General features: G+C 47.9%; 23 protein-coding genes and 4 tRNA genes. 9 read left to right on the forward strand and 18 right to left on the reverse strand.

Annotated features, from left to right (window positions below):
* Nucleotides 1–3: 3 nt before the first annotated feature.
* Both M2404_RS00110 and M2404_RS00115 read right to left on the reverse strand, forming a co-directional pair.
* The gene (locus M2404_RS00110; protein WP_259237395.1) at nucleotides 4–2,295 is read right to left on the reverse strand and encodes an ATP-binding protein; all 2,292 of its coding nucleotides are present in this window, start codon (nucleotides 2,293–2,295) and stop codon (nucleotides 4–6) included.
* A gap of 24 nt (nucleotides 2,296–2,319) precedes the next feature.
* The gene (locus tag M2404_RS00115; RefSeq protein WP_259237396.1) at nucleotides 2,320–4,170 is read right to left on the reverse strand and encodes a cyanophycinase; all 1,851 of its coding nucleotides are present in this window, start codon (nucleotides 4,168–4,170) and stop codon (nucleotides 2,320–2,322) included.
* A 581-nt stretch (nucleotides 4,171–4,751) separates the two neighbouring features.
* Between M2404_RS00115 and gltB the strand changes: the two genes are divergently transcribed.
* Both gltB and M2404_RS00125 read left to right on the forward strand, forming a co-directional pair.
* Nucleotides 4,752–9,212 carry a glutamate synthase large subunit gene (gltB, locus tag M2404_RS00120; RefSeq protein WP_259237397.1) on the forward strand — a complete coding sequence of 1,487 codons (4,461 nt, stop codon included), beginning with the start codon at nucleotides 4,752–4,754 and terminating at the stop codon, nucleotides 9,210–9,212.
* 9 nt (nucleotides 9,213–9,221) lie between these two features.
* Nucleotides 9,222–10,634 carry an FAD-dependent oxidoreductase gene (locus M2404_RS00125; protein ID WP_259237398.1) on the forward strand — a complete coding sequence of 471 codons (1,413 nt, stop codon included), beginning with the start codon at nucleotides 9,222–9,224 and terminating at the stop codon, nucleotides 10,632–10,634.
* Between the two features lie 51 nt (nucleotides 10,635–10,685).
* Here M2404_RS00125 and M2404_RS00130 read toward each other — a convergent pair whose 3' ends face one another.
* The 4 genes from M2404_RS00130 to M2404_RS00145 form a co-directional block, all read right to left on the reverse strand.
* Nucleotides 10,686–11,282: a hypothetical protein gene (locus M2404_RS00130; protein WP_259237400.1), complete on the reverse strand. Its 597-nt coding sequence runs from the start codon at nucleotides 11,280–11,282 to the stop codon at nucleotides 10,686–10,688.
* Nucleotides 11,276–11,779, reverse strand: a complete 504-nt coding sequence (locus tag M2404_RS00135; protein ID WP_259237402.1) for a hypothetical protein — start codon at nucleotides 11,777–11,779, stop codon at nucleotides 11,276–11,278. Before M2404_RS00135 ends, M2404_RS00130 begins: the two co-directional genes overlap by 7 nt.
* Before the next feature lie 202 nt (nucleotides 11,780–11,981).
* Complete coding sequence (locus tag M2404_RS00140) at nucleotides 11,982–12,572, reverse strand: YiiX family permuted papain-like enzyme (protein WP_259237403.1); 591 nt, start codon at nucleotides 12,570–12,572, stop codon at nucleotides 11,982–11,984.
* Between the two features lie 156 nt (nucleotides 12,573–12,728).
* Nucleotides 12,729–15,014, reverse strand: a complete 2,286-nt coding sequence (locus M2404_RS00145; protein ID WP_259237404.1) for a S9 family peptidase — start codon at nucleotides 15,012–15,014, stop codon at nucleotides 12,729–12,731.
* A 162-nt stretch (nucleotides 15,015–15,176) separates the two neighbouring features.
* Between M2404_RS00145 and M2404_RS00150 the strand changes: the two genes are divergently transcribed.
* The 3 genes from M2404_RS00150 to M2404_RS00160 all read left to right on the forward strand — a co-directional run bounded on the left by M2404_RS00150 (nucleotide 15,177) and on the right by M2404_RS00160 (nucleotide 16,905).
* Nucleotides 15,177–16,076 (forward strand): TlpA family protein disulfide reductase, encoded by a 900-nt coding sequence (locus M2404_RS00150; protein ID WP_259237405.1) that lies wholly within the window; start codon nucleotides 15,177–15,179, stop codon nucleotides 16,074–16,076.
* A 171-nt stretch (nucleotides 16,077–16,247) separates the two neighbouring features.
* Nucleotides 16,248–16,604, forward strand: a complete 357-nt coding sequence (locus tag M2404_RS00155) for a transcriptional regulator (protein WP_259237407.1) — start codon at nucleotides 16,248–16,250, stop codon at nucleotides 16,602–16,604.
* Nucleotides 16,591–16,905 (forward strand): helix-turn-helix domain-containing protein, encoded by a 315-nt coding sequence (locus tag M2404_RS00160; protein ID WP_259237409.1) that lies wholly within the window; start codon nucleotides 16,591–16,593, stop codon nucleotides 16,903–16,905. The genes M2404_RS00155 and M2404_RS00160 overlap by 14 nt, the downstream gene beginning before the upstream one ends.
* A gap of 19 nt (nucleotides 16,906–16,924) precedes the next feature.
* Here M2404_RS00160 and M2404_RS00165 read toward each other — a convergent pair whose 3' ends face one another.
* From M2404_RS00165 to M2404_RS00180, 4 genes are all read right to left on the reverse strand, one after another.
* Nucleotides 16,925–17,308 (reverse strand): nuclear transport factor 2 family protein, encoded by a 384-nt coding sequence (locus tag M2404_RS00165; RefSeq protein ID WP_259237411.1) that lies wholly within the window; start codon nucleotides 17,306–17,308, stop codon nucleotides 16,925–16,927.
* A gap of 236 nt (nucleotides 17,309–17,544) precedes the next feature.
* On the reverse strand, nucleotides 17,545–18,510 hold the full coding sequence (locus M2404_RS00170) for a GTP pyrophosphokinase (RefSeq protein WP_259237413.1): 966 nt from the start codon (nucleotides 18,508–18,510) through the stop codon (nucleotides 17,545–17,547).
* Complete coding sequence (locus M2404_RS00175) at nucleotides 18,507–19,586, reverse strand: nucleoid-associated protein (protein ID WP_259237415.1); 1,080 nt, start codon at nucleotides 19,584–19,586, stop codon at nucleotides 18,507–18,509. The genes M2404_RS00170 and M2404_RS00175 overlap by 4 nt, the downstream gene beginning before the upstream one ends.
* 43 nt (nucleotides 19,587–19,629) lie before the next feature.
* Nucleotides 19,630–19,788 carry a hypothetical protein gene (locus tag M2404_RS00180; protein ID WP_259237417.1) on the reverse strand — a complete coding sequence of 53 codons (159 nt, stop codon included), beginning with the start codon at nucleotides 19,786–19,788 and terminating at the stop codon, nucleotides 19,630–19,632.
* Between the two features lie 399 nt (nucleotides 19,789–20,187).
* Here M2404_RS00180 and M2404_RS00185 point away from each other — a divergent pair, with 399 nt between their 5' ends.
* From M2404_RS00185 to acuI, 4 genes are all read left to right on the forward strand, one after another.
* On the forward strand, nucleotides 20,188–20,583 hold the full coding sequence (locus M2404_RS00185) for a hypothetical protein (protein ID WP_259237419.1): 396 nt from the start codon (nucleotides 20,188–20,190) through the stop codon (nucleotides 20,581–20,583).
* Nucleotides 20,580–20,831: a hypothetical protein gene (locus M2404_RS00190; protein ID WP_259237420.1), complete on the forward strand. Its 252-nt coding sequence runs from the start codon at nucleotides 20,580–20,582 to the stop codon at nucleotides 20,829–20,831. The genes M2404_RS00185 and M2404_RS00190 overlap by 4 nt, the downstream gene beginning before the upstream one ends.
* Before the next feature lie 211 nt (nucleotides 20,832–21,042).
* Nucleotides 21,043–21,675 (forward strand): acrylate utilization transcriptional regulator AcuR, encoded by a 633-nt coding sequence (acuR, locus tag M2404_RS00195; protein WP_473091804.1) that lies wholly within the window; start codon nucleotides 21,043–21,045, stop codon nucleotides 21,673–21,675.
* 43 nt (nucleotides 21,676–21,718) lie between these two features.
* Nucleotides 21,719–22,705 (forward strand): acrylyl-CoA reductase (NADPH), encoded by a 987-nt coding sequence (gene acuI, locus M2404_RS00200; protein ID WP_259237424.1) that lies wholly within the window; start codon nucleotides 21,719–21,721, stop codon nucleotides 22,703–22,705.
* Between the two features lie 73 nt (nucleotides 22,706–22,778).
* Here the strand turns inward: acuI and M2404_RS00205 are convergent, their stop codons facing one another.
* The 8 genes from M2404_RS00205 to dnaQ form a co-directional block, all read right to left on the reverse strand.
* Nucleotides 22,779–23,357: a dienelactone hydrolase family protein gene (locus tag M2404_RS00205; RefSeq protein WP_259237426.1), complete on the reverse strand. Its 579-nt coding sequence runs from the start codon at nucleotides 23,355–23,357 to the stop codon at nucleotides 22,779–22,781.
* A 51-nt stretch (nucleotides 23,358–23,408) separates the two neighbouring features.
* A complete protein-coding gene (locus tag M2404_RS00210) occupies nucleotides 23,409–23,939 on the reverse strand; it encodes a hypothetical protein (protein ID WP_259237427.1) in 531 nt (176 codons plus the stop codon).
* Between the two features lie 331 nt (nucleotides 23,940–24,270).
* Nucleotides 24,271–24,347, reverse strand: a tRNA-Asp gene (locus tag M2404_RS00215).
* Between the two features lie 54 nt (nucleotides 24,348–24,401).
* Nucleotides 24,402–24,478 (reverse strand) — tRNA-Asp (locus M2404_RS00220).
* A 28-nt stretch (nucleotides 24,479–24,506) separates the two neighbouring features.
* Nucleotides 24,507–24,583 (reverse strand) — tRNA-Asp (locus M2404_RS00225).
* Between the two features lie 19 nt (nucleotides 24,584–24,602).
* Nucleotides 24,603–24,679: transfer RNA gene (locus M2404_RS00230), tRNA-Asp, on the reverse strand.
* Nucleotides 24,680–24,787: 108 nt separating this feature from the next.
* Nucleotides 24,788–26,248, reverse strand: coding sequence for a TIGR03503 family protein (locus tag M2404_RS00235; protein WP_259237428.1), 1,461 nt, complete (start codon nucleotides 26,246–26,248; stop codon nucleotides 24,788–24,790).
* Entirely contained in the window at nucleotides 26,236–26,937 is a 702-nt protein-coding gene (gene dnaQ / locus M2404_RS00240; protein ID WP_259237429.1) for a DNA polymerase III subunit epsilon, read from the reverse strand. The genes M2404_RS00235 and dnaQ overlap by 13 nt, the downstream gene beginning before the upstream one ends.
* Between the last annotated feature and the right edge of the window lie 31 nt (nucleotides 26,938–26,968).

The following is a 26,968-nucleotide window of genomic DNA, read 5'->3' on the forward strand; positions in this document are numbered from 1 at the left end:
CCGCTAAGCGTTTTCAATATACTCAGACAGAGCAGCCAGGTGCTGCTCTGTTTTTAGGTGAAAGTCTACCAGTTGCCGCTCTAGCCCCTGCCAGTTAATGTGTTCCTGTTCCATCCGTTTTGCCTGTTGCTGCACCCATAACAAACCAACCGATGCCGCTGCGCCTTTTAACTTGTGTGCCGCTTCCTGAAAATCTTTTTCCTGCCGCTGCACTGCGGTTTCCATCAGTTTATTCATATAACCGGGTAACAGTTGGGCAAATAGCTGGGCACTGCGTTTCATGGCATCTTTGCCCAGCGACTGAATGTAATCATTCAGTGTGCCAACATCCAGCATCTGGTTTTCACTACTTACGCTTACCGGTTTTACCTGTTGTAACCGCACTGCACTGGGCGAAAACAGCCGCGCCAACATTGAATCCAGCTTTTCGGTGTTGATAGGTTTGGCCAGTGCACCATCTACCTGTACGCCATCCAGCTGTTGCTCAGCTTTACGCACATTGGCACTTAACACCACTATAGGCAAGGCTGATAAATGTTCTTCATCGCGGATATAGCGGGCTATTTGTTCACCGCCCATATCGGGCAGTTGCATATCCAGCAATACCAAATCAATATCATCTTCGGTTTCCAGCAAGGCAATCGCATCCTCACCGGTTTCAGCATGAATAACGCTATGGCCGCGCTGCTCCAGCAGCCCTATCGCAATTTCGGCATTCAGCGGTACATCTTCTATAAGCAATATGGTTAGCTCGGGGCAGCTTATTGCCTGTTGTTGCTCTTGCTGCAACAGCTCTGTAGGTAATAGCACGGCAAAACTGCTGCCTTTACCTACTTCGCTGCTAACACTGATATTACCCTGCATTGCCTCAACCAGGGCACGCGAAACAGACAGGCCGATGCCAGAACCAATAATACTCAGGCGGCGGCCATCGTTAGATTTGTAATACATATCAAAGATGCGCTCCTGCTCCTGAGCAGCGATACCAATACCCGTATCTTCAACAGTAAAATACAACCGGTTACTTAACGCGTCGAGTTTGCAATACAGGCTTACATAGCCCGTAGCAGTAAATTTCACTGCATTATTAAGCAGATTCCATAACACCTGACGCAACCGGGTTGGATCAATCCTTAAATAAACATCCAGCTCGCCTTCACAACTTAGGTTGAACTGCAGCCCTTTTTGCTGGCACAACAGCTCGGCAAAATTTGCAATGTCATTGATAAACTGGCGTAACGATACGCTGTGGTAAACAATGTCGAGATCCTGCCGGTCAATTTTATCCAGATCGATAATATCGTTAAAAATATTACCCAGTGTTTCCGCACTGCTGAAAATGGTGTTGGCCCAGCCATGTTGCTGCTTGCTGAGTTTGCTTTCCAGCAAGCGCCGGCTTAAACCTACAATACCGTTTAGCGGCGTTCTGAGTTCATGGCTTAAAGTAGCAATAAACTTGCCCTTATCAAGATAGGCTTTTTCCAGCGCCTGCTCGGCCAGCTTACGTGAGGTAATATCCCGGCCAAACCCCAGCAAGCCGATATAACGGCCATAGCGGTCATAAAACGGCACTTTGCGCATTTCAAACCACAGCACCTGGCTATCGTCTTTTACAAATTCGACATCTAACGTCAGTTCAGATGGTTGCACCATCTGGCCCTCATGCTCTGTAAGAATAGCGGCATGAGCACTGTCATCTGTGTATATTTCTGCTGGCGAACGGCCAATAAGCTCACTGGCTGTTTTGCCCATAATAGCTTCAAACATTTTATTGCAACTGGCAAAACGGCCGGTTTCATCGCGGTAGTAGAATAAGTCGGGGGAGCTGTCAACAATAGAGCGGATCAGCAGGCTTTGCTCCTCCAGCTCTATCTGGGCTTTTTTGCGTTCAGCAATTTCTTTACGCAGCTCATCAATTGCGCGGCGCTTAGCCTGAAAGGCTTTTTTACGTTCTTCAATCTCAAAATTCAGTTGGCGGATATTATCCTGCATCCCTTCATTGAGTAAACGTTCCTGATGGGCAGAATCAATCAGATAAGACAGGGCTGCATCAAGGTGTAGTACCAGATAAAAAATAAAACTGATAAACACCGGCCCCAACGCTAAGGTAAATAACAGAGCGCCATTTAACAGGGTAAAATCTATTTGATTATGCAGTACCAGCTCAAGGCAAATACTAAATAACCCCGCAAGGATAAGCAGTAGTAACTGGCAAAATAATGCCAGTTGCAGCTTACCCCATTTACGGCTCCAGGCAGCAATAATCCTGACGTGTGGATGAACCGGACCTTGCATCAGGTTGTTACCTCATATGATATGTTACTGCACAGGTTGAATATCAACCCTGAAATTGCGATACGAACAGTATTGCACTTCTTTACCCTGCATCGGGTAAATGCCCTGCCGGGCGTATGACAACTGATCTTTATACAGGCTAATATGCTGACCCTGGCCAACCTTTACCGCTTTACCTTCAGCCTGACGGCTTTGGGTTAAGCACAGTAAATGCGCCAGTTGTTTATAGTTGTCACGCTCAAATAAATCGCCGGATGCCAGCATAGGCGCTTGCATATTACTTGGTGCAAACTTCCAGGCGGCAAAACGGGTGCGTAAAACGCCGTCTTTTATCTCAATCGCATCGCCTCTGGTCAAATAATGTGTACTAACTTGCTTTATCACTGTCGCTTTACCCTCACCGGTGCTTTGCAAAGCTTGAGTATCCACAACATAAACACCTGCAGCTCCCAGCACCGACATTTTCACCTGCGGCGCATTTTCAGCATCAGCAAAACCAACCAGTAATGCTGTAGCTTCGTCAATGCCAAAACCAAAACGGGTTTGGGTATCGTTCAGTAAACGGATTAACCGCCCCTGCCGCCCCAGCTCTGAAAGATGCGTATCAATAGTGCCCCAGTTAAATAAACCTAAGCCACCTTTAGCGCTAAAAGTAAGATGTTTTTCTGCCAGGCCATTACTGCAGCTTTGATCTTTGTCACAACCCGGTTGAGGTGCAGGTAAATCAAAAGCGCCAAACTGCATAGCGCTGTAACTGTCGCCAGTTAAGATCATTGGAATACGTTTGCCCAAAAAGCTGCCTCCGGCCATTGCGGCAGCTGCAGCTCCGGTGCCGGCAACAATGATCTGCCCTGCCGATAGCATCCGCTCAATTTGTTTTAACTCTTCAGATGCAGAGCCATCTTCAAGCCGGAAAGCTTTTAACATCAGGTTTTGCTCGTCACCATTAAAGAAAATAGCATCCGCTTTGCGGATCTGCTCAACAGCGGCAGCAGTGCCTGCCTGACAAAAACGCTGTAACTGCTGCATTAAATCCGGGTATACACGGCTGCGCTGATAAGTGCGATGCTCTGTAACTAAATATTGCGGTAAAGCATCACACGAAGATTTATTACCGCTTTTAACCTGCTGAGCACTCTGGTATGCCGCATTAACCGGCAGCCAGCTCACCTCAGCACCAGCCTCTGTAAACAAATTAATGTAAAGATCTACCTCAGCAAACGGGTCTCTTGCCGACGCTGTAACAACAAGCAGCCGGGGTTTACGGTGGCTACCTGCAACCTGCTGCGCCAGCTCAACGATTTTGCGGTAAATTTCTACGCTGAACTCATCTTTGGCTTTCGCCAGATTGGCAAACTCTTTTAACCGGGTACCGCTACGCCTGCTATTTTTTAGCTGCTCTGCCGTTACCATTACCTGTAACTGATCATGCACAAAATTAAGCTCGCGCTCGGTAAGTTCATTGTAATTAACCCGGCCAGACACCCAAATACCGTCCATTTCGGTTTCAGCAGAGCGCCATAACCGCGCCAGTTCACGTTCTGATATCAGTTCGTTGTCAAGGCGGCTGCGGATAAATTCAAGCAATGCAAGTGTACGTTGTTGTTCAATAACCCGTTCAGCTCCCCAAAACCCGGCATCGGCAATGTTTGCGATATTTTCTGCCGACAGTACAAACAAATCAGCTGATTTTGCTGTTGCAGAAAAAGTGTCAGCAGCAGAACAATACCGCGTATTGGCAGAACTGCAAGCTTGCAACCCGCCACCTATGAGCAACATGGAATATTCCGGCAAGCTGGTTTCGCGCCCCGTGCTTGCTGCCGATACTGAGCAAGCCAGCAAAGTGGCCGATAGATAAAAACCAAGTGATTTCATTATTCTCTTTCTTATATTAAACGCAGAGGTTTTAAGCTGCCGGGGCAGTAACCAGAATCAGGCTTTATGAGTTATAAATCTGGCTTAACATAGATTATCCTTTATTGACTTCTTTGCCAATTAGCCATACCGCCATTGGTTCTTTTTATTCACAGCTGTATGCATTTTTTGCTACCTGGAAAACACAACCAAAGCCGCATAAATATGGTGTCTTTACAGGTAAAACTTGCAAGAAAAACAGGCCTGACACTGCTATTTCCTCACCACTGGCAGATATAAGTGGCAAAAATATCGCCAATTCATGTAATTAATTTTCAGTTTTACAAGCTGACTTTCTGCGTTGGACAGCCAGCCTGGCACTACAAAGTTAACTTGCAATTTGCCATATTTCACGGTATACCTGTAGCCGCTTTACACGTTTAGATGGCTAAACATTTTTAGAGCAAATACACTACAACGCATTGACCTCTGAAAGAGTAACCGTTATTTTCTTTCAGCAGCAGCAAAAACCAAAAACAAGAATAATAATTCAAAAATAATAAATATTTATTTAAATATCAGGACAAGTGTGGAGGTTAGTCATGGCGTTGTATCAGCACAGTCAGGCAAGAGAGAACTGTGGCTTCGGTCTGATCGCACATCTGGAGGGCGCGGCCAGCCACCGGATCGTCAGAACCGCAATAAACGGCCTTGACCGTATGCAGCACCGCGGCGGTATTTCTGCCGACGGTAAAACCGGTGATGGTTGTGGTTTATTAATGCAAAAGCCGGACAGTTTTTTCCGTGCTGTTGCCGAAGAAAACGGCTGGAATCTGGCAAAGAAATACGGCGTCGGCATGATTTTTTTCAGCCAGGACCCGGTAAAAGCCGCTTTAGCAAAAAAAATTATTGAGCAGGAAATTGCCCGTGAAACCCTGACCCTGGTAGCCTGGCGCACCGTGCCGGTAGACAGCAGCGTACTGGGCCCGTTAGCACTAAGCTCTATGCCTGGTATTGAGCAGGTTATTGTTAATGCACCGCACGGCTGGGGCGATCATGACTTAGAGCGCCGGCTATATATGCTGCGCCGCCGTATTGAAAAACAACTAAACGACGATGCCGATTTTTACATCCCCAGCTTTTCGTCGCTGGTTACCGTATTTAAAGGCCTGATGATGCCGGCAGACTTACCGCGCTATTATCTGGATTTAGCCGATATCCGCATGGAAACCGCTATTTGTGTATTCCACCAGCGTTTTTCTACCAATACCATGCCGCGCTGGCAATTGGCGCAGCCGTTTCGCTTTTTAGCCCATAACGGTGAAATCAATACCATTACCGGTAACCGCCAGTGGGCCCGCGCACGGCAGTATAAGTTTGCCTCGCCGCTGTTAAGTGATTTACAGGATGCCGCGCCCTTTGTCAGCCAGAGCGGCTCCGACTCCAGCTCACTGGACAATATGCTGGAGCTGTTATTAGCCGGCGGTATGGACTTATTCCGCGCTATGCGTTTGTTAGTGCCGCCAGCCTGGCAGGGTAACCGCGTAATGGATGACAACTTAAAAGCGTTTTACGAATTTAACTCCATGCATATGGAGCCGTGGGACGGCCCGGCCGGTATCGTAATGACCAATGGCCAGCACGTAGCCTGTAACCTGGATCGCAACGGCCTGCGCCCGGCCCGCTTTGTTATTACCCGCGATAAACTCATAACACTGGCCTCTGAAGTGGGTATTTGGGATTACACCCCGGATGAAGTAGTAGAAAAAGGCCGCGTTGGCCCCGGCGAAATGCTGGCAGTAGATACCACTACCGGCAAAATCTGGCGCTCCAACGAAATAGACAGCGATTTAATGGCGCGCCATACCTATCGTGACTGGCTAAATGCCAACGTACAACGGTTGGTGCCGTACGAGAAATACGAAACCGATTTAATCGGCAAGCGGGTATTTTCTGACGATGACATGCTGGTGTACCACAAGCTGTTTAACTACAGCTATGAAGAAATTGATCAGGTAATGACAGTACTGGCCAAAGACGGCCAGGAAGCAGTTGGCTCTATGGGCGATGATACGCCAATGGCAGTATTATCGCGCAAGCCCCGCACCTTGTTTGATTACTTCCGCCAGCAGTTTGCCCAGGTAACTAACCCACCGATTGACCCGTTGCGCGAAGCGCATGTTATGTCGCTGGCCACCAGTATTGGCCGTGAGCATAACGTGTTTAAAGAAACCGCCGGTTACGCCCGCCGTATTCAGTTTGAGTCGCCGGTAATGATGTACTCCGACTTAAAGCAGTTAAAGCAAGCTGACGACAAGTACTACAAACACCAGATATTTTCGCTGAACTTTGATCCGGCAACCGTAAACCTGCAACAAGCGGTAGAGCAACTGTGCGCCAATGTAGTCAGCGCTGTACGCGATAACAATGTGGTACTGGTGATACTGACAGACCGGCGTATTGAGCAAGGCAAACTGCCAATACCGGCAGCGATGGCGGTAGGAGCAGTGCAACATGCACTGGTAAATGCCCAGCTGCGCTGTGACTCTAACATTATTGTTGAAACCGCTTCCGTGCGTGACTCGCATCATTTTGCGGTGTTAATTGGTTTAGGCGCCACCGGCATTTACCCGTTTTTGGCGTATGAGACAGTAGAGCAACTGGTAGAAAAAGGCGTAATTAACTTAACAGCCCGCCAGGCGGTGCTGAACTACCGTAAAGGCATTAATAAAGGCCTGTACAAAATTATGTCGAAAATGGGTATTTCAACGGTAGCCAGCTATCGCTGCTCTAACCTGTTTGAAGCCGTAGGCATAGATAAAACCGTAATGCAGCTCTGTTTTGCCGATATACCATCACGTTTGGGCGGTGCCGGCTTTACCGACTTTGAACAAGACGTACAGCAACTGGCCAAAGTGGCCTGGTTAAAACGTAAACCGTTAAACCACGGTGGTTTATTAAAGTATGTGCACGACGGCGAATACCACGCTTACAACCCGGATGTAGTACAAACGCTGCAAAAAGCCGTGCGCTCGGGCAAGTATGAAGATTATCAGCAATACAGCAATATTGTAAACCAGCGCCCGGTAGCGCATTTGCGTGATTTATTTAAACTGGCCGACAGTACACCGGTGCCTCTGGAGCAGGTAGAAAGCGAGCAAGCACTGTACCCGCGTTTTGACAGCGCCGCGATGTCTATCGGAGCCCTAAGCCCCGAAGCGCATGAAGCCTTAGCCATAGCGATGAACCGCTTAGGAGGGCGCTCAAACTCAGGTGAAGGCGGTGAAGATCCGCGCCGCTTTGGTACCGAGAAAAACTCAAAGATTAAGCAGGTTGCCTCTGGCCGCTTTGGCGTAACACCACATTACCTGGTGAATGCTGAAGTTATTCAAATCAAAGTCGCTCAGGGTGCCAAACCCGGTGAAGGTGGCCAGTTACCCGGTGAAAAAGTCACCGCAGAAATAGCCAGGCTGCGCTACTCGGTGCCGGGTGTAACACTGATATCGCCACCGCCGCACCATGATATTTACTCAATTGAAGATTTAGCCCAGCTGATTTTCGATTTAAAACAGGTGAACCCGCAAGCACTGATTTCAGTGAAATTAGTGTCTGAGCCCGGCATTGGTACTATTGCCGCTGGCGTGGCCAAAGCCTATGCCGACCTTATCACCGTATCCGGCTACGACGGCGGCACCGGTGCAAGCCCGCTTACTTCGGTAAAATATGCCGGTAGCCCATGGGAGTTAGGTTTAGCCGAAGTGCATCAGGCTTTGGTAGAAAACGGCCTGCGTGACAGGGTGCGGCTACAGGTAGACGGCGGTTTAAAAACCGGTTTGGATGTTATTAAAGCCGCGATTTTAGGCGCCGAGAGCTTTGGCTTTGGCACCGGCCCTATGGTGGCGCTGGGTTGTAAGTTTTTACGTATTTGCCATTTAAACAACTGTGCCACCGGCGTTGCTACGCAAGATGCCACACTGCGCCGTGATCACTTTACCGGCTTGCCGGAAATGGTAATGAATTACTTTAAATTTTTAGCCTATGAAGTGCGCGAACTGATGGCTCAGCTGGGTGTAACTGAACTGACCCAACTGATTGGCCGCACTGATTTACTGGCCATAAAAGACAGCGAAACGCAAAAACAGGCACGCCTGGATTTAACACCAATACTGCAGGCTAGCGGTGTTAAATCAGGCAAGGCACTGTTTTGTGTGCAAAACAACACGCCGTTTGATGAAGGCAGGTTAAACCAGGAACTGGTAAAACGTTGCGAACAAATGGTACAGCATAAAAGCGGCGGCCAGTTAAACCTGCCGATCCGCAATACTGACCGCTCTGTCGGTGCGGCACTATCAGGCTTTATTGCCCGCCAGCACGGCAACCAGGGTATGGCAACAGACCCTATCCGCATCCGCTTTAGCGGCACCGCCGGCCAAAGCTTTGGTGTATGGAACGCCGGAGGCCTGCATATGTCACTGCAAGGCGATGCCAACGACTATGTTGGTAAAGGCATGACCGGCGGTATGCTGGCTATTTTCCCGGCCAAGGGTGCCAGCTTTGCCAAAAACGGCTTTACCATTGCCGGTAATACCTGTTTATACGGCGCCACCGGCGGCCGGCTGTATGCCGCTGGTCAGGTAGGTGAGCGTTTTGCCGTGCGTAACTCCGGCGCTTTAGCTGTGGTTGAAGGCACCGGCGATAACTGCTGCGAGTATATGACAGGCGGCGTGGTAGTGGTGCTGGGCTGCACCGGGGTGAACTTTGGTGCCGGTATGACAGGCGGCTTTGCTTATTTACTTGATGAGCAAAACGACTTGGAACTCAGGTTAAACCCCGAGCTGGTAGAAGCGCTGGAGGTAAGCACGCCAATACTGCAGGAGCACCTGCGCAGCCTGTTACACCAGCATGTAGAAGAAACCGGCAGCGAAAAAGCACAGAAGATCTTAAACAACTTTAACCGTTATTTAAGCCAATTTAAGCTGGTAAAACCAAAAACCAGCGATGTAAACACCTTGCTGGGACACCGCGCACGCTCGTCAGCCGAGCTGCGGGTTCAGGCGATGTAAGGAGGCGTTATGGCACAGAATGTATACCAGTTTATTGACGTAAAACGGATTGATCCGCCAAAACGCTCACACCACGAACGCACTATAGAGTTCGTCGAAATTTACCAGCCAATGACCAATACCCAGGTAGAAGGCCAGGCTGATCGCTGCCTCGATTGCGGCAACCCCTACTGCGAATGGAAGTGCCCGGTGCACAACTATATTCCACAGTGGTTAAAGCTCGCCAACGAAGGCAAGATCATTGAAGCAGCGGAGCTGTCACATAAAACCAATAGCCTGCCGGAAGTATGCGGCCGGGTGTGCCCGCAGGATCGTTTATGCGAAGGTGCCTGTACGCTGAACGAGGGTTTTGGTGCCGTTACCATCGGCAGTATTGAAAAATATATTACTGATAAAGCCTTTGAGATGGGCTGGCGGCCGGATCTTTCTGCCGTGGTAAAAACCGAACGCCGCGTGGCAGTAATAGGCGCAGGCCCGGCCGGTTTAGCCTGTGCCGATGTGCTGGTACGTAACGGCGTAACGCCGGTGGTGTTTGACCGTTACCCGGAAATCGGCGGCCTACTTACCTTTGGTATTCCGCCGTTTAAGCTGGAAAAAGACGTACTAAAACTGCGCCGGCAAATCTTCAGTGAAATGGGTATCGAGTTTCGCTTAAACACCAATGTAGGTGTTGACGTTAGCTTCGACAGCCTGTTAAACGAATACGACGCCGTGTTTTTAGCACTGGGTACTTATACGCCAATGAAAGGCGGCCTGGTAAATGAAGACGCGCCCGGCGTTTTTGAGGCCCTGCCGTTTTTAATTGGCAATATCAATAACCTGATGGGCTGGCAAACCGAGCACCCTTTTGTGAGCTTAAAAGATAAAACCGTGGTGGTATTAGGCGGTGGCGACACAGCGATGGACTGCGTACGCACCTCTATCCGTCAGGGCGCAACCAGGGTGAGCTGTGCTTACCGGCGCGACGAAGCTAATATGCCTGGCTCGCGTAAAGAAGTACAAAACGCGCGCGAAGAAGGCGTGGAGTTTTTGTTTAACTTACAACCGCTAGGCATTGAAGTAGACAGCAACGGCAAGGTCTGTGGCGTTAAAGTAGTAACTACCGAGATGGGCGCACCCGATGCCAAAGGCCGCAGAAGCCCACAGCCGGTAGCAGGATCCGAGCAGATACTGCCAGCCGATGCCGTGGTTATCGCTTTTGGCTTTCAGCCCAGCCCGCCGCAGTGGTTAGTGGATATGGGTGTAGAGCTGGACAACAAAGGCCGCGTTATCGCCAGCGAGCAAAGTACCTATGCTATGCAAACCAACCAGCAGAAAATCTTCGCTGGCGGCGATATGGTATTAGGCTCAGACCTCGTAGTAACCGCCATTGCCCAGGGCCGTAAGGCTGCCGAGGGTATACTGGACTATTTACAGGTGTAAGACGTTAAAGCAGCAGGTTATTGGCCTGCTGCTTTAAAAACTATTTTGCGGTTAAAAAATATAGTCCCAGCTTTTGGTGGTATAGGCGTTGATATCAAAATACTCACCACTCCAGGCCTGAAACTTCAGTGTGCCATTAAAATCCGGATAGGCCGTTTTCTGTTCATTAATCAGCCACAGCTGTACATTTTCAATTGGCTTTGATGTTACCGTTAAATCACCTGATACCGGCGCCATATGGGGCAAAGAATACACAGCTCGCTTTAACTGGCCACGATAGCGATAAATCATTGGGCTACGGTAGTCTTGTGTTTCTGGCCGGAAGTATTGGTTATAACCAACAATACTGACTTCGTTGCCACTAAAACTAACAAACATAAAGTTTGGTGTGTCGCTGTTAATCAGGCTGTTGTCTGCCAGCATTTTTTGCGCATCCTCACGGCTTAACAAGCTGTTATCGCGCGTATCTACACCGCTGTAAACATGAAAGCCATGCAAATCTGTCATCGCTTTTAGCAGTAGTTCCTTTGATGGCGTCGGGTGCATCCAGCGTACTTGCCGGGAGCAGCCACTAACAACCAACAACACCATCAGGCAAACAACTAACCGGCCAGCAGTGCCGGTGGTTAAATATAACGGCTTTAGCAAAGCACCAGCCCCCGTTGCTGCAGCAGCAGATTCAGTTGTTCAATTTTAGCGTTATCAGTTGTGGTACAGATAAAACGCGGGTTTTCATGCAAATAAATTTTTCCGTCATATTGCAGTATGCCAAGTTCCAGTAGCTTTAATCCCACCGGCTGGAGTTGTTGCTGTAGTACCGGCAGGAAAAAACCGCCTGCATCATACATAAACTCCTCATAGCTAATGTCCTGAACAGGAGAGCCCTGTTCATCATAAAGGCTGTCTGTCGATAAGGTAATTCCGGTCTGTTTAACCGGAATTAACGCATTTAATGCATCCACTCCCCATGGGTCAAACTCTTTCCATTCTACATAACAGATGAAATCTTCTCCCAATAACGCATCCAGCCAATAGACATGCTTATACTCCCCCTGCCGTTCATCTACAGCCGGCACAGTAATCTCTTTTGCCGAAAACCCTGGTACGGCTTGTTCCAGTGCAGCAAAAAGTGCTTCATTACTCATGTTCTATCCTTTTAGCAAATTATCTTACGCAGGTAACCTGTTTTGATTTTTTAAACTGCACAGGCAATTAGCCAGTGGTTACGGCAATATAGTGCTATGCGGTTACCTTCCGAATCTTTAAATTCAGCAACTCTGATCCCCTGGCTGACCTCCGCATAATTGTTAATTAAATATTACAGCATTAATCAGACATAAGATGCAATCAGCGTTCAGCAATCGTTTGAAGAAATTCAGAATTAAAAATGGCAACCGGTGAAATAACCGCCTCATTAACCGGAACAGTGTTGCCGTACCTTTCGGCCAGTTTCGATTTTACGGCCGGGTGAGCGAGATTAAAACTGCCCAGCTTCTCCAGCGGTGCCAGTTCAATATCTGCAGCGGCTTTGTAGAGCTTCCAAACCAGTTCAGAACAATAGAGTTTATCGTCAGACCATTCGAATGTCAGATCATAAGGTTTGCCTTCATACTGTTCTGCCATGTTGTGCAAGCGGGCAACAGCCATTTTAGATAAAGGCGATTTTAAACGTTTAACCACATAATGCCGGTTTTTACCCCGGTCCAGCCAGCGTTGTAACGGAGTGTATTTTACCGGTTGCACCGCTTCAAACACAAAGGGCTGTCCGCTGAGGAACAACACAATACCCATATGGCTATACTGCGAACCGGTAGCCGCCTGTACTGCCTGGCTTTGAGCGGATAAAGAGGTATGAAAAACAATATCCCCTTCTTCGGGGGTATAGCTATAGCCGAAAAAGCTGGCAAACAATACCAGCCAATACAGGTGCTGCCGCATAAGATCATCCCAAATAAAAACCTGTTTACACGCTGCTTTGCATAACTTTAGCTTGCAACACCGTAAACAGGCTCTAAGAAATTATCGGCATAACTTAAACGTAACTACCTGAATACCGGCTTAAATGGGTAATTAAGCCGATATTGCAGCGAAGCGTTATTGACGGTTTAACTGATTCCAGTCTGGTGTGGCTTGCTTTTGCAGGTGGCGCAGGAAAAAGTCAAACTGGCGGCGCTGTACATAGCGGATTGGGCCGCTGGAGCGGCCAACAGAATGTTCGCCGCCGGGTACTACCAGCAAGTCAAAATCTTTATCAGCTTTGATCAGGGCGTCAACCAGTTGCATGGTTGATGCAGGGTCGACATTACTGTCCTGTTCGCCGTTAATAATAAGCAATTGTCCTTGCAATAACGCAGCATGTTCAGTTACCGACGATGCGGCATAATGCTCACCAACCGGATAGCCCATCCATTGTTCATTCCAGCTGATTTTATCCATACGGTTATCGTAACAACCGGCAAAGGCCACCCCTACCCGGTATATTTCCGGGTGAAACAGCAATGCCGCCACGGTACTTTGCCCACCAGCAGAGGCACCATAAATGCCGACACCATTGCTGATATCATACCAGGGGAAGCGTTTAGCCGCGGCTTTGTGCCACAGAATACGGTCCGGAAAACCGGAGTCAGCCAAGTTCTGCCAGGCAACATCATGAAACGCCTTAGAGCGGTTAGCCGTGCCCATGCCATCTATTTGCACCACAATAAAACCAAGATCGGCCAGCGCCTGCATACCAATAACTTTATCACCGCCGGAATGAAAACCAAACGGCCAGAAACTTTTAGGCACAAAGCTGTCATGCGGCCCGGCATAGATATTTTCGATAACAGGGTAACGTTTTTTTGCGTCATAGTTACGTGGTGTAACAATAAGCCCCCAGATATCGGTTTTACCATCACGGCCTTTGGCAACAAAAGGTTCCGGGGTTTTAAAACCTGCTTTACTCAGGCGGCGGATATCGGCCTGCGCCAGTTTACGTACCAGCTTGCCGTCACTGCTGCGGCGCAGCTCTGCCACGCTGGGTAAGTCTACTCTGGAATACAGGTCAATGTAGTACTGCATATCAGCCGAAAAGCTAACCTGATGCTGTGCATCTGCACTGGTTAGTGCGGTTAAACCGCTGCCATCAAAGTTGATACGGTAGTAATGCTCAAAATACGGGTCTTGCCCGGCATTAATGCCGCTGGCGGCAAACCAAAGCTGCTTTTTATCTTCATCAATATGCACTACCCGGCGTACCCGCCAGTCGCCTTTGGTGATCTGGTTTTTCAGTGTGCCATCAGCAGCGTACAGGTAAAGATGCGCCCAGCCATCGCGTTCAGATGACCAGATAAAACCTTTGTCGGTACCTTGTAATGGCTGAAAAAACGCGCCCCACTGGTTAATAAAGGTTTCGGTATTCTCTGTAAGTAAAGCGCTGGCTTTAGCCGTTTTGGCATTTACTGCAATAATCCGTGCCAGTTGGTGCCCGCGCTCAGTGTAACGAAACACAAAACCGCTGCTGTCTGGCTGCCAGCTTACTCTGTCCAATGTATAGGGCTGGCTGAACAGCTGGTTATCGATTATATGGGCTTGGGCGGTATCAAGCTGCACAAGTACCGGCTGGTCGATATCTACTGCATCACCGGGTTTAGGGTAAAGCTGGGTAAGGGTTTTGGGTTCTAACTGATCATCCGGCGCTGCCAGTACACGATTTATCAAACGTGCTTCACCCGGTATTACTTTCATTACCAGCAACGCAGAACTATCCGGTGCCCACTGCACCGATTCAGGGTCGTAAAAGTGCTCTGCTTTACCATCGCGGGTGTGAAAATACAGCTTACCGCTGGCATCGGTAATGATTAGGTTATGCTCAACAACCTGCACGGTATAACGGCCATCCGGCGATTTACGTTCAGGGTTATAGGCATCAACCCGTAAATCTCTTACCACACCAAAGGCTTTAGGCCGGTTATTATACGTGACAACTTCACATAACTGGCCATCGGTCTGACATTGCCAGCGTTCACCATTATAAAAAAAGCGGATCTGCTGTTCGTTTTCGCTGTAACTAAAACTATCAAAGGGTAATTGCAGCGCGCTATATGTGTGGCCGGTAGCCTGGCTTAATGCAGCACTAATGCGCTGATGATCAAACGCAGCTTCAGGGTTGGCCGCTTCAACGCTGTCTTTAAAAAACATAAAACCGCCTTCCACACTTAGCTTGTAATGGAAGCTGTGCCCCTGCGCTGCCCATTGCGGCTCCAGCATCAGGTCACGGGTAAGGTGCATCCAGTTATCACGTAACGACAATGATTGCTCAATTAGTTCCGGCTGAACTGCAGCCTGCAGACCTACGTTTGCCAGCAGCAGCAAGCCACTGCAATAACCATGTAATTTCATAGAGGGTAATTCCTTTGCCATAATGGAAGTTACTGTAAGCTATAGAAAAAGCACGGTAAAGAAAAAGGGCACAGTATCAAACGCGCAAACTGTCGCAAATTTACAATACAGTGCCGTGTTAAGCGGCTATGCTCTGCTAAACCCATTTTCGGAGAACCCTTAATGCGCAACTTTTATTTTACCCTGCTACTGGCATGCGCTGCGCTGGCACCGCTGTATTCAGCCAGTGCCGCAGCAAACAACAATATTAGTTATCAACAGGTTAACTTAACCAGCTTCCCGGCGCTTACCCCTACTTCGTTGGCAAGCCTGGATACCGATAAACCGCTGTATGTAAAAATGTGGGCCAGTTGGTGCAAGCCCTGTATGGAGCAAATGCCGCATTTTCAGGCGTTGTATCAGCAGTATGGCGATAAGGTGAACTTTGTTGCAGTAAACATTGATATTAATGAAAGTAGTGAGGAAATAGCAGCGGTGATATCGCGCTTTAAGCTAAGCATGCCGGTGTGGCTGGATGTTGAAGGCAAGCTGGCAGTAGCCCTGGGCCTGGTAGGTACACCCTACTCCGTGCTTATTAACAGTAACGGTGCACAAGTATATAGCAGCCATGAATCTGATGCGGTGTTAGATGGCTTTTTACAGCGTTTAGCGAAAGGCCAGCAACTACCTGCCGCTAACACCAGCGTGATAACCGCAGCGGCGCAGCAGCAACTGCTACAGCCGTATTTAACCGGCGAACATACGCTGTTTTTTACTGCTACCTGGTGCGACTGGTATCTGGCCGACTCGCGCCCTGAAATGTCTAAAGCGTGCAGCGATGCACAAAAAGGTTTAAACCAGCTGGCCGCAAAACTACCAGGGCCGCCGCTTAAGGTTATTGTTAATCACTTATGGACCGACGATAAAGCAGTAGCCGAGTTTAAAGATAAGTACCAGCTTAACCTGCCGATAAGTATCGACGAACATGGCGTACTGTTTCGCCAGTTTAATGTACGCAGCTTACCGGTATTGCTGCAGATTAAAGACGGAAAAGTACTGACAACAGTTACCGATTTCAAGTAATAAAGTGCCGTCGAACATTAGCCGTGGGAGATTTTATCCCCGGCCAGTTTGTTTATATGGGTAATAATGGCGTGTTGGTGGCGATTAAGAAGTTAGTTCAGCATAGCCACTTAAAGCCTTTATTCTTGCTCAGAGTTGATTAACATAGGCAACTTGCCTACACTTACCCCAATGAAAGCGATTTTCTTCGAAACCTCCGTTTTTACAAAAACGGTCAGCCACTACTTAAATGACCAGCAATACAAGGAATTACAGCAGTTTATGCTGAGTAATCCCGAGTGTGGTGATGTCATGCCAAGAACTGGCGGCTTCAGAAAACTCCGCTGGACTGACGAAGGGCGGGGAAAAGGTAAGCGCGGTGGTCTAAGAGTTATCTATTACTGGTTGAGTCGTGATAAGCAATTTTGGATGTTTGCCATTTACGACAAAGATGAGATGGAGAACCTGACATCTGCTCAGGAAAGACAGTTGAAGCAGGCCATTGAAGTAGAGTTAAAAGCGAGAGGTATTCAAGATGGCAAAGCGTGATTTATTCGCAGAACTTATGCAAGGTGTCAGTGAAATGGCACAGCAACGCCAGGGCAAGGTTACATTGCGCGAGGTAGCTCTGGATGCAAAGCCTGTACCCATGGTTACAGCAGAGCAAATCGTTGCCTTAAGGCAAAAACTGCATTTATCTCAGTCAGTCTTTGCTCAAAAGTTACGCCTGAACCCAGAGACACTGAAAAACTGGGAGCAAAGCAAATCTAAGCCCAATGGCCAGGCGGCCCTTTTAATTAAGCTGGTTGAAAAATATCCCGATATGATAGAACGCCTGGCATCTGTTTAATTAGCAAGGACTCTTTTTCCTAGCGATTTCCAAATGGCCCACAGACGGTACCTTGATGAAAAACCATCTGCCATTTTTCACCATCAAAACGCCAGATTGAACTGCGCACTGAGTAACTTGGGTTATCGTTTTCTGCGCGTTGTATGGTTGCACGGTAAGTTAGCTGCGCCAGCCCGTCAGCCAGAACACGGCAGTTAAAATCTTGCTGGGTAATAACTGGCGGCGTTTCAGTTGGCAGGCGCTCAAGCACATCAGCCTTACCAAAACAGCGGCCAGTCGCAGCAATCTCATAAAAATCATCGGCCAGATAGCTGTCCAGTAGCTCTACCGACAACCGGGTAGCCGACTGTATCAGTAATTGCTCCAGTTCGATTAATTGCTGTTCAATGGTTTCAAAATGCACTTTATTTATTCTCTGTAATATGCCGAAAATGGGTTCGGAGCCAATAGCCGAAACCTTATTCAAGCAATTGAAATATAATAGATTATCAAGATATGCCTTTAATTGTCTCCGATCCCTTTTCACATGGCAAAAAGTAAGACCCCGAAGCCCCGGCATAAACACCTAAGCTGCAGTAGTAAGTTACTGCAGCTTAGGTGTTAAGGGGGTTGAGCTAAATTAAAGGGTTTTAAGAAAAGTCAGTGGTTTAAACCAAGATCACTGTAAACCATATCCAACGCATCATGTGAACCAGCAAATGGCCATTTATCAAAAACCTCATATGGAGAACGACTCACCAGCCAATATGCCAGAATTACAACCGGCTGAGCCCAGAAAGGATCTGTAATAGCCCTCTCTTTTATTCTATCCGCTATGTAGGTTTTTCTGGTTAAAAAATCGTTTATCTCTGTCAAAGTGCTTTGACCTTGTAGCTCATCCTCAAACTCATCCAGAATGACCATATTCAGCTTCTGATCTTTAATTTTAGATGGCGAAATTTTCGCATCATAAAGCGCTGACAACTGCTCAAGCAGTTCGCCTCTCGCTTTATTTTCTTCAGCTAAAATTTCCATGGTTTCACAAAATAGGTGATCTGCAGTATCAATAAGGGCCGCGCTACTGGCGATATAACGTCTTGCTTTAACAGGAGCTGGCCATGTACTTTTGTAGATACTATCATGTGCAACCTCCGCATAAGCATGCTGCATCAAAGTTCTAATCTGCAACTCACAGCATAGTCCTTTAGGAACGCTCACTCCATCTATTATACTGTCAGCTTTAGCACGAAGTTCATAATGCAATGACTGATAATCGAATTTCTCCGGGCTTTTGGCGACCTCTTCATCAGGATCTCGAGCTAACTGAACATCCCAGTAATCGTTACCATTTAGCAAATTGGCAACTGCCCGTAAATCTTTGGATAAAAGCACAACCACTCTCGCACCAACCAAATCTGTCATTTCAGAAATAGGTTTTTTATACCCTTTACGGGCTATTTTCCCAATTGCCGAATGGACATCCTTTGAGCGGAACGAAGACATTTGAGGCTTTACACCAGCCTGCGAAGCTAACTTAAGCATTGAATTGACGACAAAACTTCCCCAAGCATCTAGAGCAGAAGCATTATCACTTAACCAAGTCTCAAACTCAGCTATCATTGTCATTCCCGCGCCTGTATCCCACCTTTAATTTGAACTGTCGTAAAACCATCGCTCTGCTCGCCAATTTTAACAAGCTCATTTAAACTAACATCAGCAGGCGCTTGGATTTTTACACCACTGCTGAACATAAAGTTACGAGGGCGTCTCAGTTTAGCCTTTATATAGTCAATATCTTTCACGACAGCACCATCAGGGGCACCTTTTTCAGTAAGGGTTTTAATGTAATCAGATCTAAATTCTGGCTCAAAATGCGTTTCGGCAAATTCTTTCAATTGAATAGTAGCATTTTGGCTTCTTAGTTCAGCCCTCAAAGCTTCTCGCAAATCATACTTATCGCCGTCATCAATAGGCATTGCATCGATATAATTTCTTGTTTCTTCATAAAATAGACGTGTCTGATACTTAGATGAGCCAGTTATACTCATACCTAAAAAAGTATCATAAAAATAGGCTGCAGCGGGCCTGGTTTCAGTCGCAGTCAGGAGGTGATCAAACAAAAATGATCTGTAATTAACAGGAGAATACCCTGTATCATCAGTTGGCTTCTGATACTGGTTCTCTATCAAAACACCTATTTTGTAAAGTCGTTGAGTTTGCGACAACAACATCTTTTTCACTAGTTTTAATGTAATTTCCCCATTAACTTCCTCAACATCAAACCCTTTATCCGTTTCTGCTTTTAGCGCTGCCAAAAACGGCTGCTGTGATTCACCCACCTTACCGCTAAAAACAATCAGAACCCCACCAGGCCACTTGGGGTTTGTTTGAGCTTCAGCTAAATCAAGTGCCAATGCTCTCGACAGCGCTATAAATTCATCATCTTTAGCATGAATACTTGAAGCCGCTTTTTGCATAAAAGAATTCGTGTCATTCTTAACAATCTGCACTTCTAAGCCGTGTGAAGAACTACCTAATGCAGTGGTAACTCTCAGCTGGATAAGGTCTTTAGCTTCACCTTGTAGCGGGAGCAATTTATCAGTCAGGTTTGGTTTAACAAGTGCTTTATCTTTACCCCTAGCAAAAATTGTATGTGCAATAAGGCGATGTATCGTTAGTCCTTCGAATTTGAAGTGCTCCATTTGAAACTCCCGTAAGCTAATACTTATTATAAATAATTCTTACTTAATATGCCGAGCAGTCATCAGCTTCATCATATGAATCTCTTACCATACCGAGTTTAGTCTGCCCCTTAACAACACTTCCATCTCCATCAAGAACCTCAACGTCATACCTTGGATATTGCACAGCAAATCGTGCTTGCTTCCATTCAGAAACGGTCATATCATTTTTACCGCACGTTCCTTGTTATATTGGAGCAATCCTTATTTATCTCCGCAGTGCCAAGACTGCGGCTAACTTTCAACAGTAACTCCGGGGCCAGATCTTACTTTTCGCTACCCTGAACTTTGTATTGTCAAATAAGCCCCAAAACATCTGCCACCTTTGCCTTAAACTTAATTATCGTCAAGCATTTAAATCGGCTAAATCTTTCAATGGTTTTGATATACTTGGCCACGGCGAACGGCAACAAAAGCCATACTGCTATTCTGGCACTGAATAAAACCAACGAACTTCTGATTTAATGCTGATATTGCCGTATTTTGGTTATTTTTTGTGCAAATATTTCTTCTGGCGTTAGTTAACCCCTGCTTCAATAAGAAATAACTTTCGGGCAGAACAATGGCACAGTTATCCCACTGGGAGGCGCATCCTGATCGCCGGATAATGTGGTCGTGGCAGCATTGGGTCAACCGCTACGCTGCCATTTATCCTAAGCGGTTTGAGCTCGCCATCTGGTTTCATAGTATGTTATGCAGTGTATCTTTGGGCCGGCCCACCTGGGACGCGGGTAAACTGCGGTTAGATATGATTAAATCTTCTCCTGAGAAAACACCACTAACAGGCCAGACGGTAAAGTTAACGGTTTTAGTCGCGGAAACTTATGCAGATATTATTGGTGCTGAGCAAATCAGAATAATGAACCCCATAAACAATAAAGTACGTTCTCATTATGAAGCTATGGGCTTTACCTACGTTGGCGGTAAAAGCGACTACTGCGTGAAGGATTTACTATGAAAAAACGAACTGACAGACCTGAACCGGGTACTCCTGAGTTTGACGAATGGCTGGGCAAGCGGATAGCCAAACGTGTTAAAGAGATGGGGAATGTACCGAATTTAGAAGATGAATTCGGCATATTATCCGGTAGCTTTGAAAGCATGACGAATACCGATGCTGAGGCCTTCCCTGACGAGCCGGAGGAATATATGCCGCATGAACGGGTAAAAATTGTGGTAGATAACAGCAGTAAAAAGAAATCTTAGTACTTTGCCGACTTTAAGGTCAGAGCAACTGATGTAGCTGCTGCTGATACCCCATTTCATTAAACGCTTTCGACGCCGGGTTCATAAACCCATGCCCATACGGCGCGCTAATGGCATTCACGCCTTGCTGCTGTAACTGCTGGCATATATTATTTTGGGTTTCGACTTTTGTCTAATTTGAATATATAGACGGTCGGTCTATAATTCCGGCATGACCATATTAAACCCCACGCCTCGCAGAGGCAGGCCGCCTAAAACGGTGGCACAAAACCGGGATATCCGCACTGAGCTGATCAGAAGCGGGCTTGAGCATTTAACCGAAATAGGTTTTACCGCGTCGGGCTTAGATAAAATCCTGAAAAAAGTCGGCGTGCCTAAGGGCTCGTTTTATTTTTACTTTCAAAGCAAAGAAACCTTTGGCCATGCTGTACTGAGTAGCTACGCCAGCTACTTTGCCCACAAGCTCGATAGTCACTTACTGGACAACAGCTATGCGCCGATGCAGCGTATTCGCAATTTTGTGGAAGACGCCAAACAAGGCATAGCACGGCATCAATTTAAACGCGGCTGCTTGGTAGGCAACTTAGGCCAGGAAGTAGACCTATTGCCTGAAAGCTTTCGGCCCATGCTGATTGCCACCTTCCAAAGCTGGCAGCAGCGTGTGGCAAAGTGCCTACGCGAAGCGCAATTAACAGGAGAGCTGCCAGCGAATGCAGACTGCGAAGTGTTGGCCGAGTTTTTCTGGATTGGCTGGGAAGGTGCCGTCAGCCGTGCACGGCTGGAGCAAAGCACCGGGCCCCTGGATAAGTACGTAGAACTCTTTACTCAGCGCTTAGCCGGGTAATTCTTTATCAGTTAATAGACAGTCGGTCTATTTAGGAGGCAAGATGTTTAAAGGCGTATTGATTGAAAAAGACCCACAAAATTACACAGCAACCGTTAAGGACTTAGACGACTCGGTGCTGATGGACGGCGACACTCTGGTGAGCGTGGCATACAGCACGCTGAATTATAAAGATGCGCTGGCCATTACCGGAAAATCCCCCGTGGTGCGTAAATTCCCGCTGATCCCAGGCATCGATTTGGCAGGCAGCGTGATCAGCTGTACGTCGGGTAAATTTAAAGCCGGTGATCAGGTGCTGCTAAACGGCTTTGGTGTCGGCGAAATACACTGCGGCGGGTTAGCGCAAAAAGCACAGCTTAATAGTGACTGGTTAATCGCACTTCCCAAAGCGTTATCCGCCAAACAGGCAATGGCAATTGGTACCGCAGGCTACACCGCCATGCTGTGCATAATGGCGCTGCAAAAACATGGCGTAATGCCCAATTGCGGCGAAATATTGGTGACGGGTGCTAATGGTGGCGTGGGCAGCTACGCTATCGCGATTTTGGCTAAACTAGGCTACAACGTTGTCGCAGCCACCGGCCGGGTTGCAGAAGCTGAGTACTTAAAAGCACTTGGCGCCAGCGAGATTATTGACCGGCATACACTTTCTGAACCCGGACGGGCGCTGGCGAAAGAGCGCTGGGCAGGCGTGATTGACTCTGTCGGCAGCCATACACTGGTCAATGCCTGTGCCAGCACTAAGTATGGTGGTATTGTAGCCGCTTGTGGCTTAGCACAGGGTATGGATCTACCGGGTAGCGTAGCCCCCTTTATCTTGCGCGGTATTACCCTGGCCGGCATAGATAGTGTCATGCGCCCTGTAAAAGACCGTACTGAGGCCTGGGATAGATTGGCTAAGCTACTTGATAGCAAAACGCTGGAAGATGTCGCCACCGAGATAGGCTTAGCGCAGGTGTGTGATACTGCACAACATTTACTCGACGGCAAAGTGCGCGGCCGCATCGTGGTAAATGTTAATCAGCTTTAAAACGAATATGCAGCAAAGGCGATAATGACTTAACCAAAAGGTGCATTTGTACTGCACCGGCAATATCGAAACCTTAGTACTTTGCCGACTTTAATATCAGCAGCAACTGGCTGAGCTGCTGCTGATACCCCGCTTCATTAAATGCCTTAGACACCGGGTTCATAAACCCATGCCCATACGGCGTGCTAATGGCACTCACGCCCTGCTGCTGTAACTGCAGGCAGATATCGGCCACAGCAAAATGCGGCTCGCTGTTGCCAAAAATAACCTGAGTGGGTACTTTCGGCTTCAGCGCTAAATGCTGATGGATCTGGCCGGGGTAAAACAGTATCGCTTGTTTAACCTGCTTGCTGTCAATATCAGCTAAAACGCGCCATAGCGCGTTGGCACCGGCGCTAAAACCTATTGCAAGATCAAACGGCTGTGAGCAGCTTTGCAGCGCCTGAGCAGCGATATTTGCATACGCATTATGGCCGCACTTAGCAATATAAGCAGCGTAAGCTTGTTCTTCATTAGCGAACTGCTGCGGTTTGCCCTGATAAGGGTCAACAATTTGCAGCCTGGCGCCAACATGAACCAAATCGGCCTGCAGGCGCTTAAAGCCTGCGCACTGGCCGAAGATATCCGTAAGCAGTAAAACGGTTTGGTTCATAACACTAACCTAACTGCAGCACGGCAGTTAGCGAAACATTGGACTGTGGCGTTAGCGGTTGCCATAGGTTTTATTAGCCTCAAAGGCTTCGCGCTCCAGTGGTGAGTTGTCGTAGCCGTACTTAAGTAAATCTGCAAAGTGCTGGGTTATCACCTGTTTTAAGCTGGCACGTTCAATTTGCAGCACATGCACCAACTCGTGCGCCAGCTTGGGTGTAGTTAGCGGATAATCTTTTCTGACATAAATTGAGTAACCAAATACCTGGGCGTTGTTAATAACCCCTTCACCAATAAAGCCGGTGGCCTCACCGACTAACTTCAGCATAGGGTTGTGATACGGAAACGGCACTGCATCAACATATACCAGCCGCACTTTCTCTGGCTGTTTAATACCAATCTCCTTTGCAATTTCCAGTTGTGCTGCATTAAGTGGCTCGCCCTGTTGCACACCGGCAGCCTCTGTGTCGCTGGCCCAGTTGATGTACTGCGGCAGAATAACTGCAGAAATAATACTTTGATGAAATGCGATTACTGCGCCAATAAGCACAAGTAACAACACCAGTGCCAACTTTAATTTGCTCATAGGGATAACGTCCAAACTGTTAATAAGCGATGTGTGGAAAAATTCCGGTAGGTATTTAAATGGCTTTAAGGTGCTTTGTCAAAGCCTGTCGCAACAGTTGTACAACTGCTTATTTAGTTTTGAATAGAGAGTAACCGACTGAACTACCGCTCAGGCTAAAAAACAAAAAACCAGCATTATGCTGGTTTAAAGTGGCGGAGCGGACGGGACTCGAACCCGCGCACTTTGCGGCTTTTGGCGTGACAGGCCGGCCATGCTTCTAATAGAAAGCAACCGACTGAACTACCGCTTAAGCTAAAAAACAAAAAACCAGCATTATGCTGGTTTAAAGTGGCGGAGCGGACGGGACTCGAACCCGCGACCCCCGGCGTGACAGGCCGGTATTCTAACCGACTGAACTACCGCTCCGCGCTGGAGTGAGCTTACGCTCTTTGGCTTTTACCTTTCGGTGGCTTTCTGAATTGGCGGAGCGGACGGGACTCGAACCCGCGACCCCCGGCGTGACAGGCCGGTATTCTAACCGACTGAACTACCGCTCCGGAATCAGACAAGCAGTGTAAGGCTTAGTGGCGGAGCGGACGGGACTCGAACCCGCGACCCCCGGCGTGACAGGCCGGTATTCTAACCGACTGAACTACCGCTCCGAAGAAGCTTTACATAAATTGGCGGAGCGGACGGGACTCGAACCCGCGACCCCCGGCGTGACAGGCCGGTATTCTAACCGACTGAACTACCGCTCCGCGCCAATTGCGCTGCAGAATTTCATTTGGGTATCCTGCAGTGCGGCGGGAATGATACGGATTAGCCGAAAGGCCGTCAACACCTTTTTTGCCGCTTTTGCCTAATCCTTAATCATCCGGCAAGGTCAGATCCAGAATGTCATCCATATCGTTGTTTTTTTGCGCATTGCTGCTGTTTTTATCTGCTGCAGACTTATTTTTTTCTACTGCTGCCGCAACAGGCGCGGCCTTCACTTCTTTTTTACGCCAGAACTGTAAATCGGCTAATTTCTTGTCTGTCATAACAAACCAGATCGCAAAACCGCCTCCAAACAGGATAAATAAATTGGCACCAATTACTAAACCCCAGGGGAACTCAGGCACAGGTTCGGCTTGCTCGGCGGCTATTTCATCTTTCACTTTTTGGGGTAAATCCGCCAATACCGGAGCCTCTTGCACCGGCCGGTTAACCACAAAACTCACTTCAGGCAGATTCAGCATAAATTCGCGGCCATCTTTCATTTCACCAAAAGCTGCCACTTCCAAAATATAACTGCCATGGCCACGGTTATGCAGTTTAAGCTCCCTTGGGGTATTACCGGGTTCATTCAAAGCAAAAGGTTCTATCTCGCCAGTAGGGTAACGTACCCTGCCCTGCAGTAATACCGACGCGGCATTAACGCTGTCATCTGTTACCCGAAACAGTACCTGATGCGGTATAGCCTGTTGTTGTGGCTTGTCGTCAGCAGGTGCAGCCGCTGCAGTAATATCTGCCACTATTGGCGCCGGTTTTAATACCACCGGGGCCTGTTCTACTTCCCGGGTGTATAGCGGTGTGCGTACTATGTATTTAGGCGTCCATTCACCGGCAACAAACTTTAGCTGAAACTCGCCGGTAAAAATGCCATCACGGGCCCGTTCGTCATAGCCTTTACCATCGTCACGAAAGTGGGCTACCTGCACTACACCACGGCCAAAGTTGTCGTAGTCAGCATTATTGGTGCTGACAAAAATAACTTCCAGCGCCAGCACTTCGTTAAAGTCTTTCGCTGTTATCGGCTGATCGCCATTGGTTAAACGTGCGGTGATCTTAACGGTTTCACCTACCATCAGGTTGGCAGGTAACGGCTCTACGTTCAGTTTAATGTCGCTTAGCAGCATAATACGGCTTTCAGGCAGCAGGCGGCCAATGGCCTGCCAGGGCCCCGGCATCGGATTTTTTATCTGAATTAAATCGTAGCTGCTGGCGTCATGCCAACGAACTTGCTGAGCTTCAGCGGTATTAAAATGAATTTTGCTGCCGTCCGGCTTTACCAGCACTACCGATGCTGAACCACGGCGGCGAAACAACAGCAGGGTAATTTCGTCTACTTTGTCGTCAATACGAAACCGGTTATCAAACAGCGAAATCTGGTTTTTTGTCGGTAAATCACTTAATAGTGTAAAACCACTTTCGTGCAGTGTTTTCTCATCAACAGCTTCTGTTACCTCTGCGGCTGGGGTTGCGGCTGTATCAAGCGACGTAGCCTGCCAGGCCCCCAAAGGCAGGCTGCAAAGCCATAAACCTAAAGCGGTTATCAGTTTCGCCACAGGCAACTGCCTCCTTTCTTCTGCACCAGATCCAGCCGGTTTTCATGCGCAGCCAGCTCTTCTGCCGTTGCCTGCAGCACTTTTAGCCTGCCACTGCGTTGTATTGCTGCCGGGCCGTTGTCGCCGTTAGCGCCGTCTTGCTCATTTGCCAGGTTTAAACTTACCTGGCCGCCTGTCATCAGCAGATAAACATCGGCTAAAATTTCGGCATCCAGTAAAGCGCCGTGCAGTGTGCGGTGGCTGTTATTAATGTCATACCGGCGGCACAGTGCATCAAGGTTGTTCTTTTGGCCGGGGTGCAGTTCCCGCGCCATTAATAAGGTATCCAGAATGGCACAGTAGTCAGCAACCGGTGGCAGTTGCGGGTGCAGCATAGCAAATTCATGATTAATAAAACCAACGTCAAACGCAGCGTTATGGATCACCAGCTCTGCACCGTGAATATAGTCATAAAAGCTTTTGGCGATATCGCGGAATTTGGGCTCGTGTTTTAACCGCTCGTTAGTAATACCGTGTACGGCAACAGCTTCAGCGTCAATAATCCGCTCGGGGTTAATATAAACATGAAAATTATTGCCGGTAAAACGCCGGTTAATCAGCTCTACACAGCCTATTTCAATAATACGGTGGCCGTCTTTAGGGTTCAGACCAGTAGTTTCAGTGTCGAGAATAATTTGTCTTTTAGCCATGGCAGTTTCGTTTTTTACAGCATTTGGGTTA

The organism is Rheinheimera pacifica (genome assembly GCF_024809855.1).
GTDB classification, from domain to species: domain Bacteria; phylum Pseudomonadota; class Gammaproteobacteria; order Enterobacterales; family Alteromonadaceae; genus Alishewanella; species Alishewanella pacifica_A.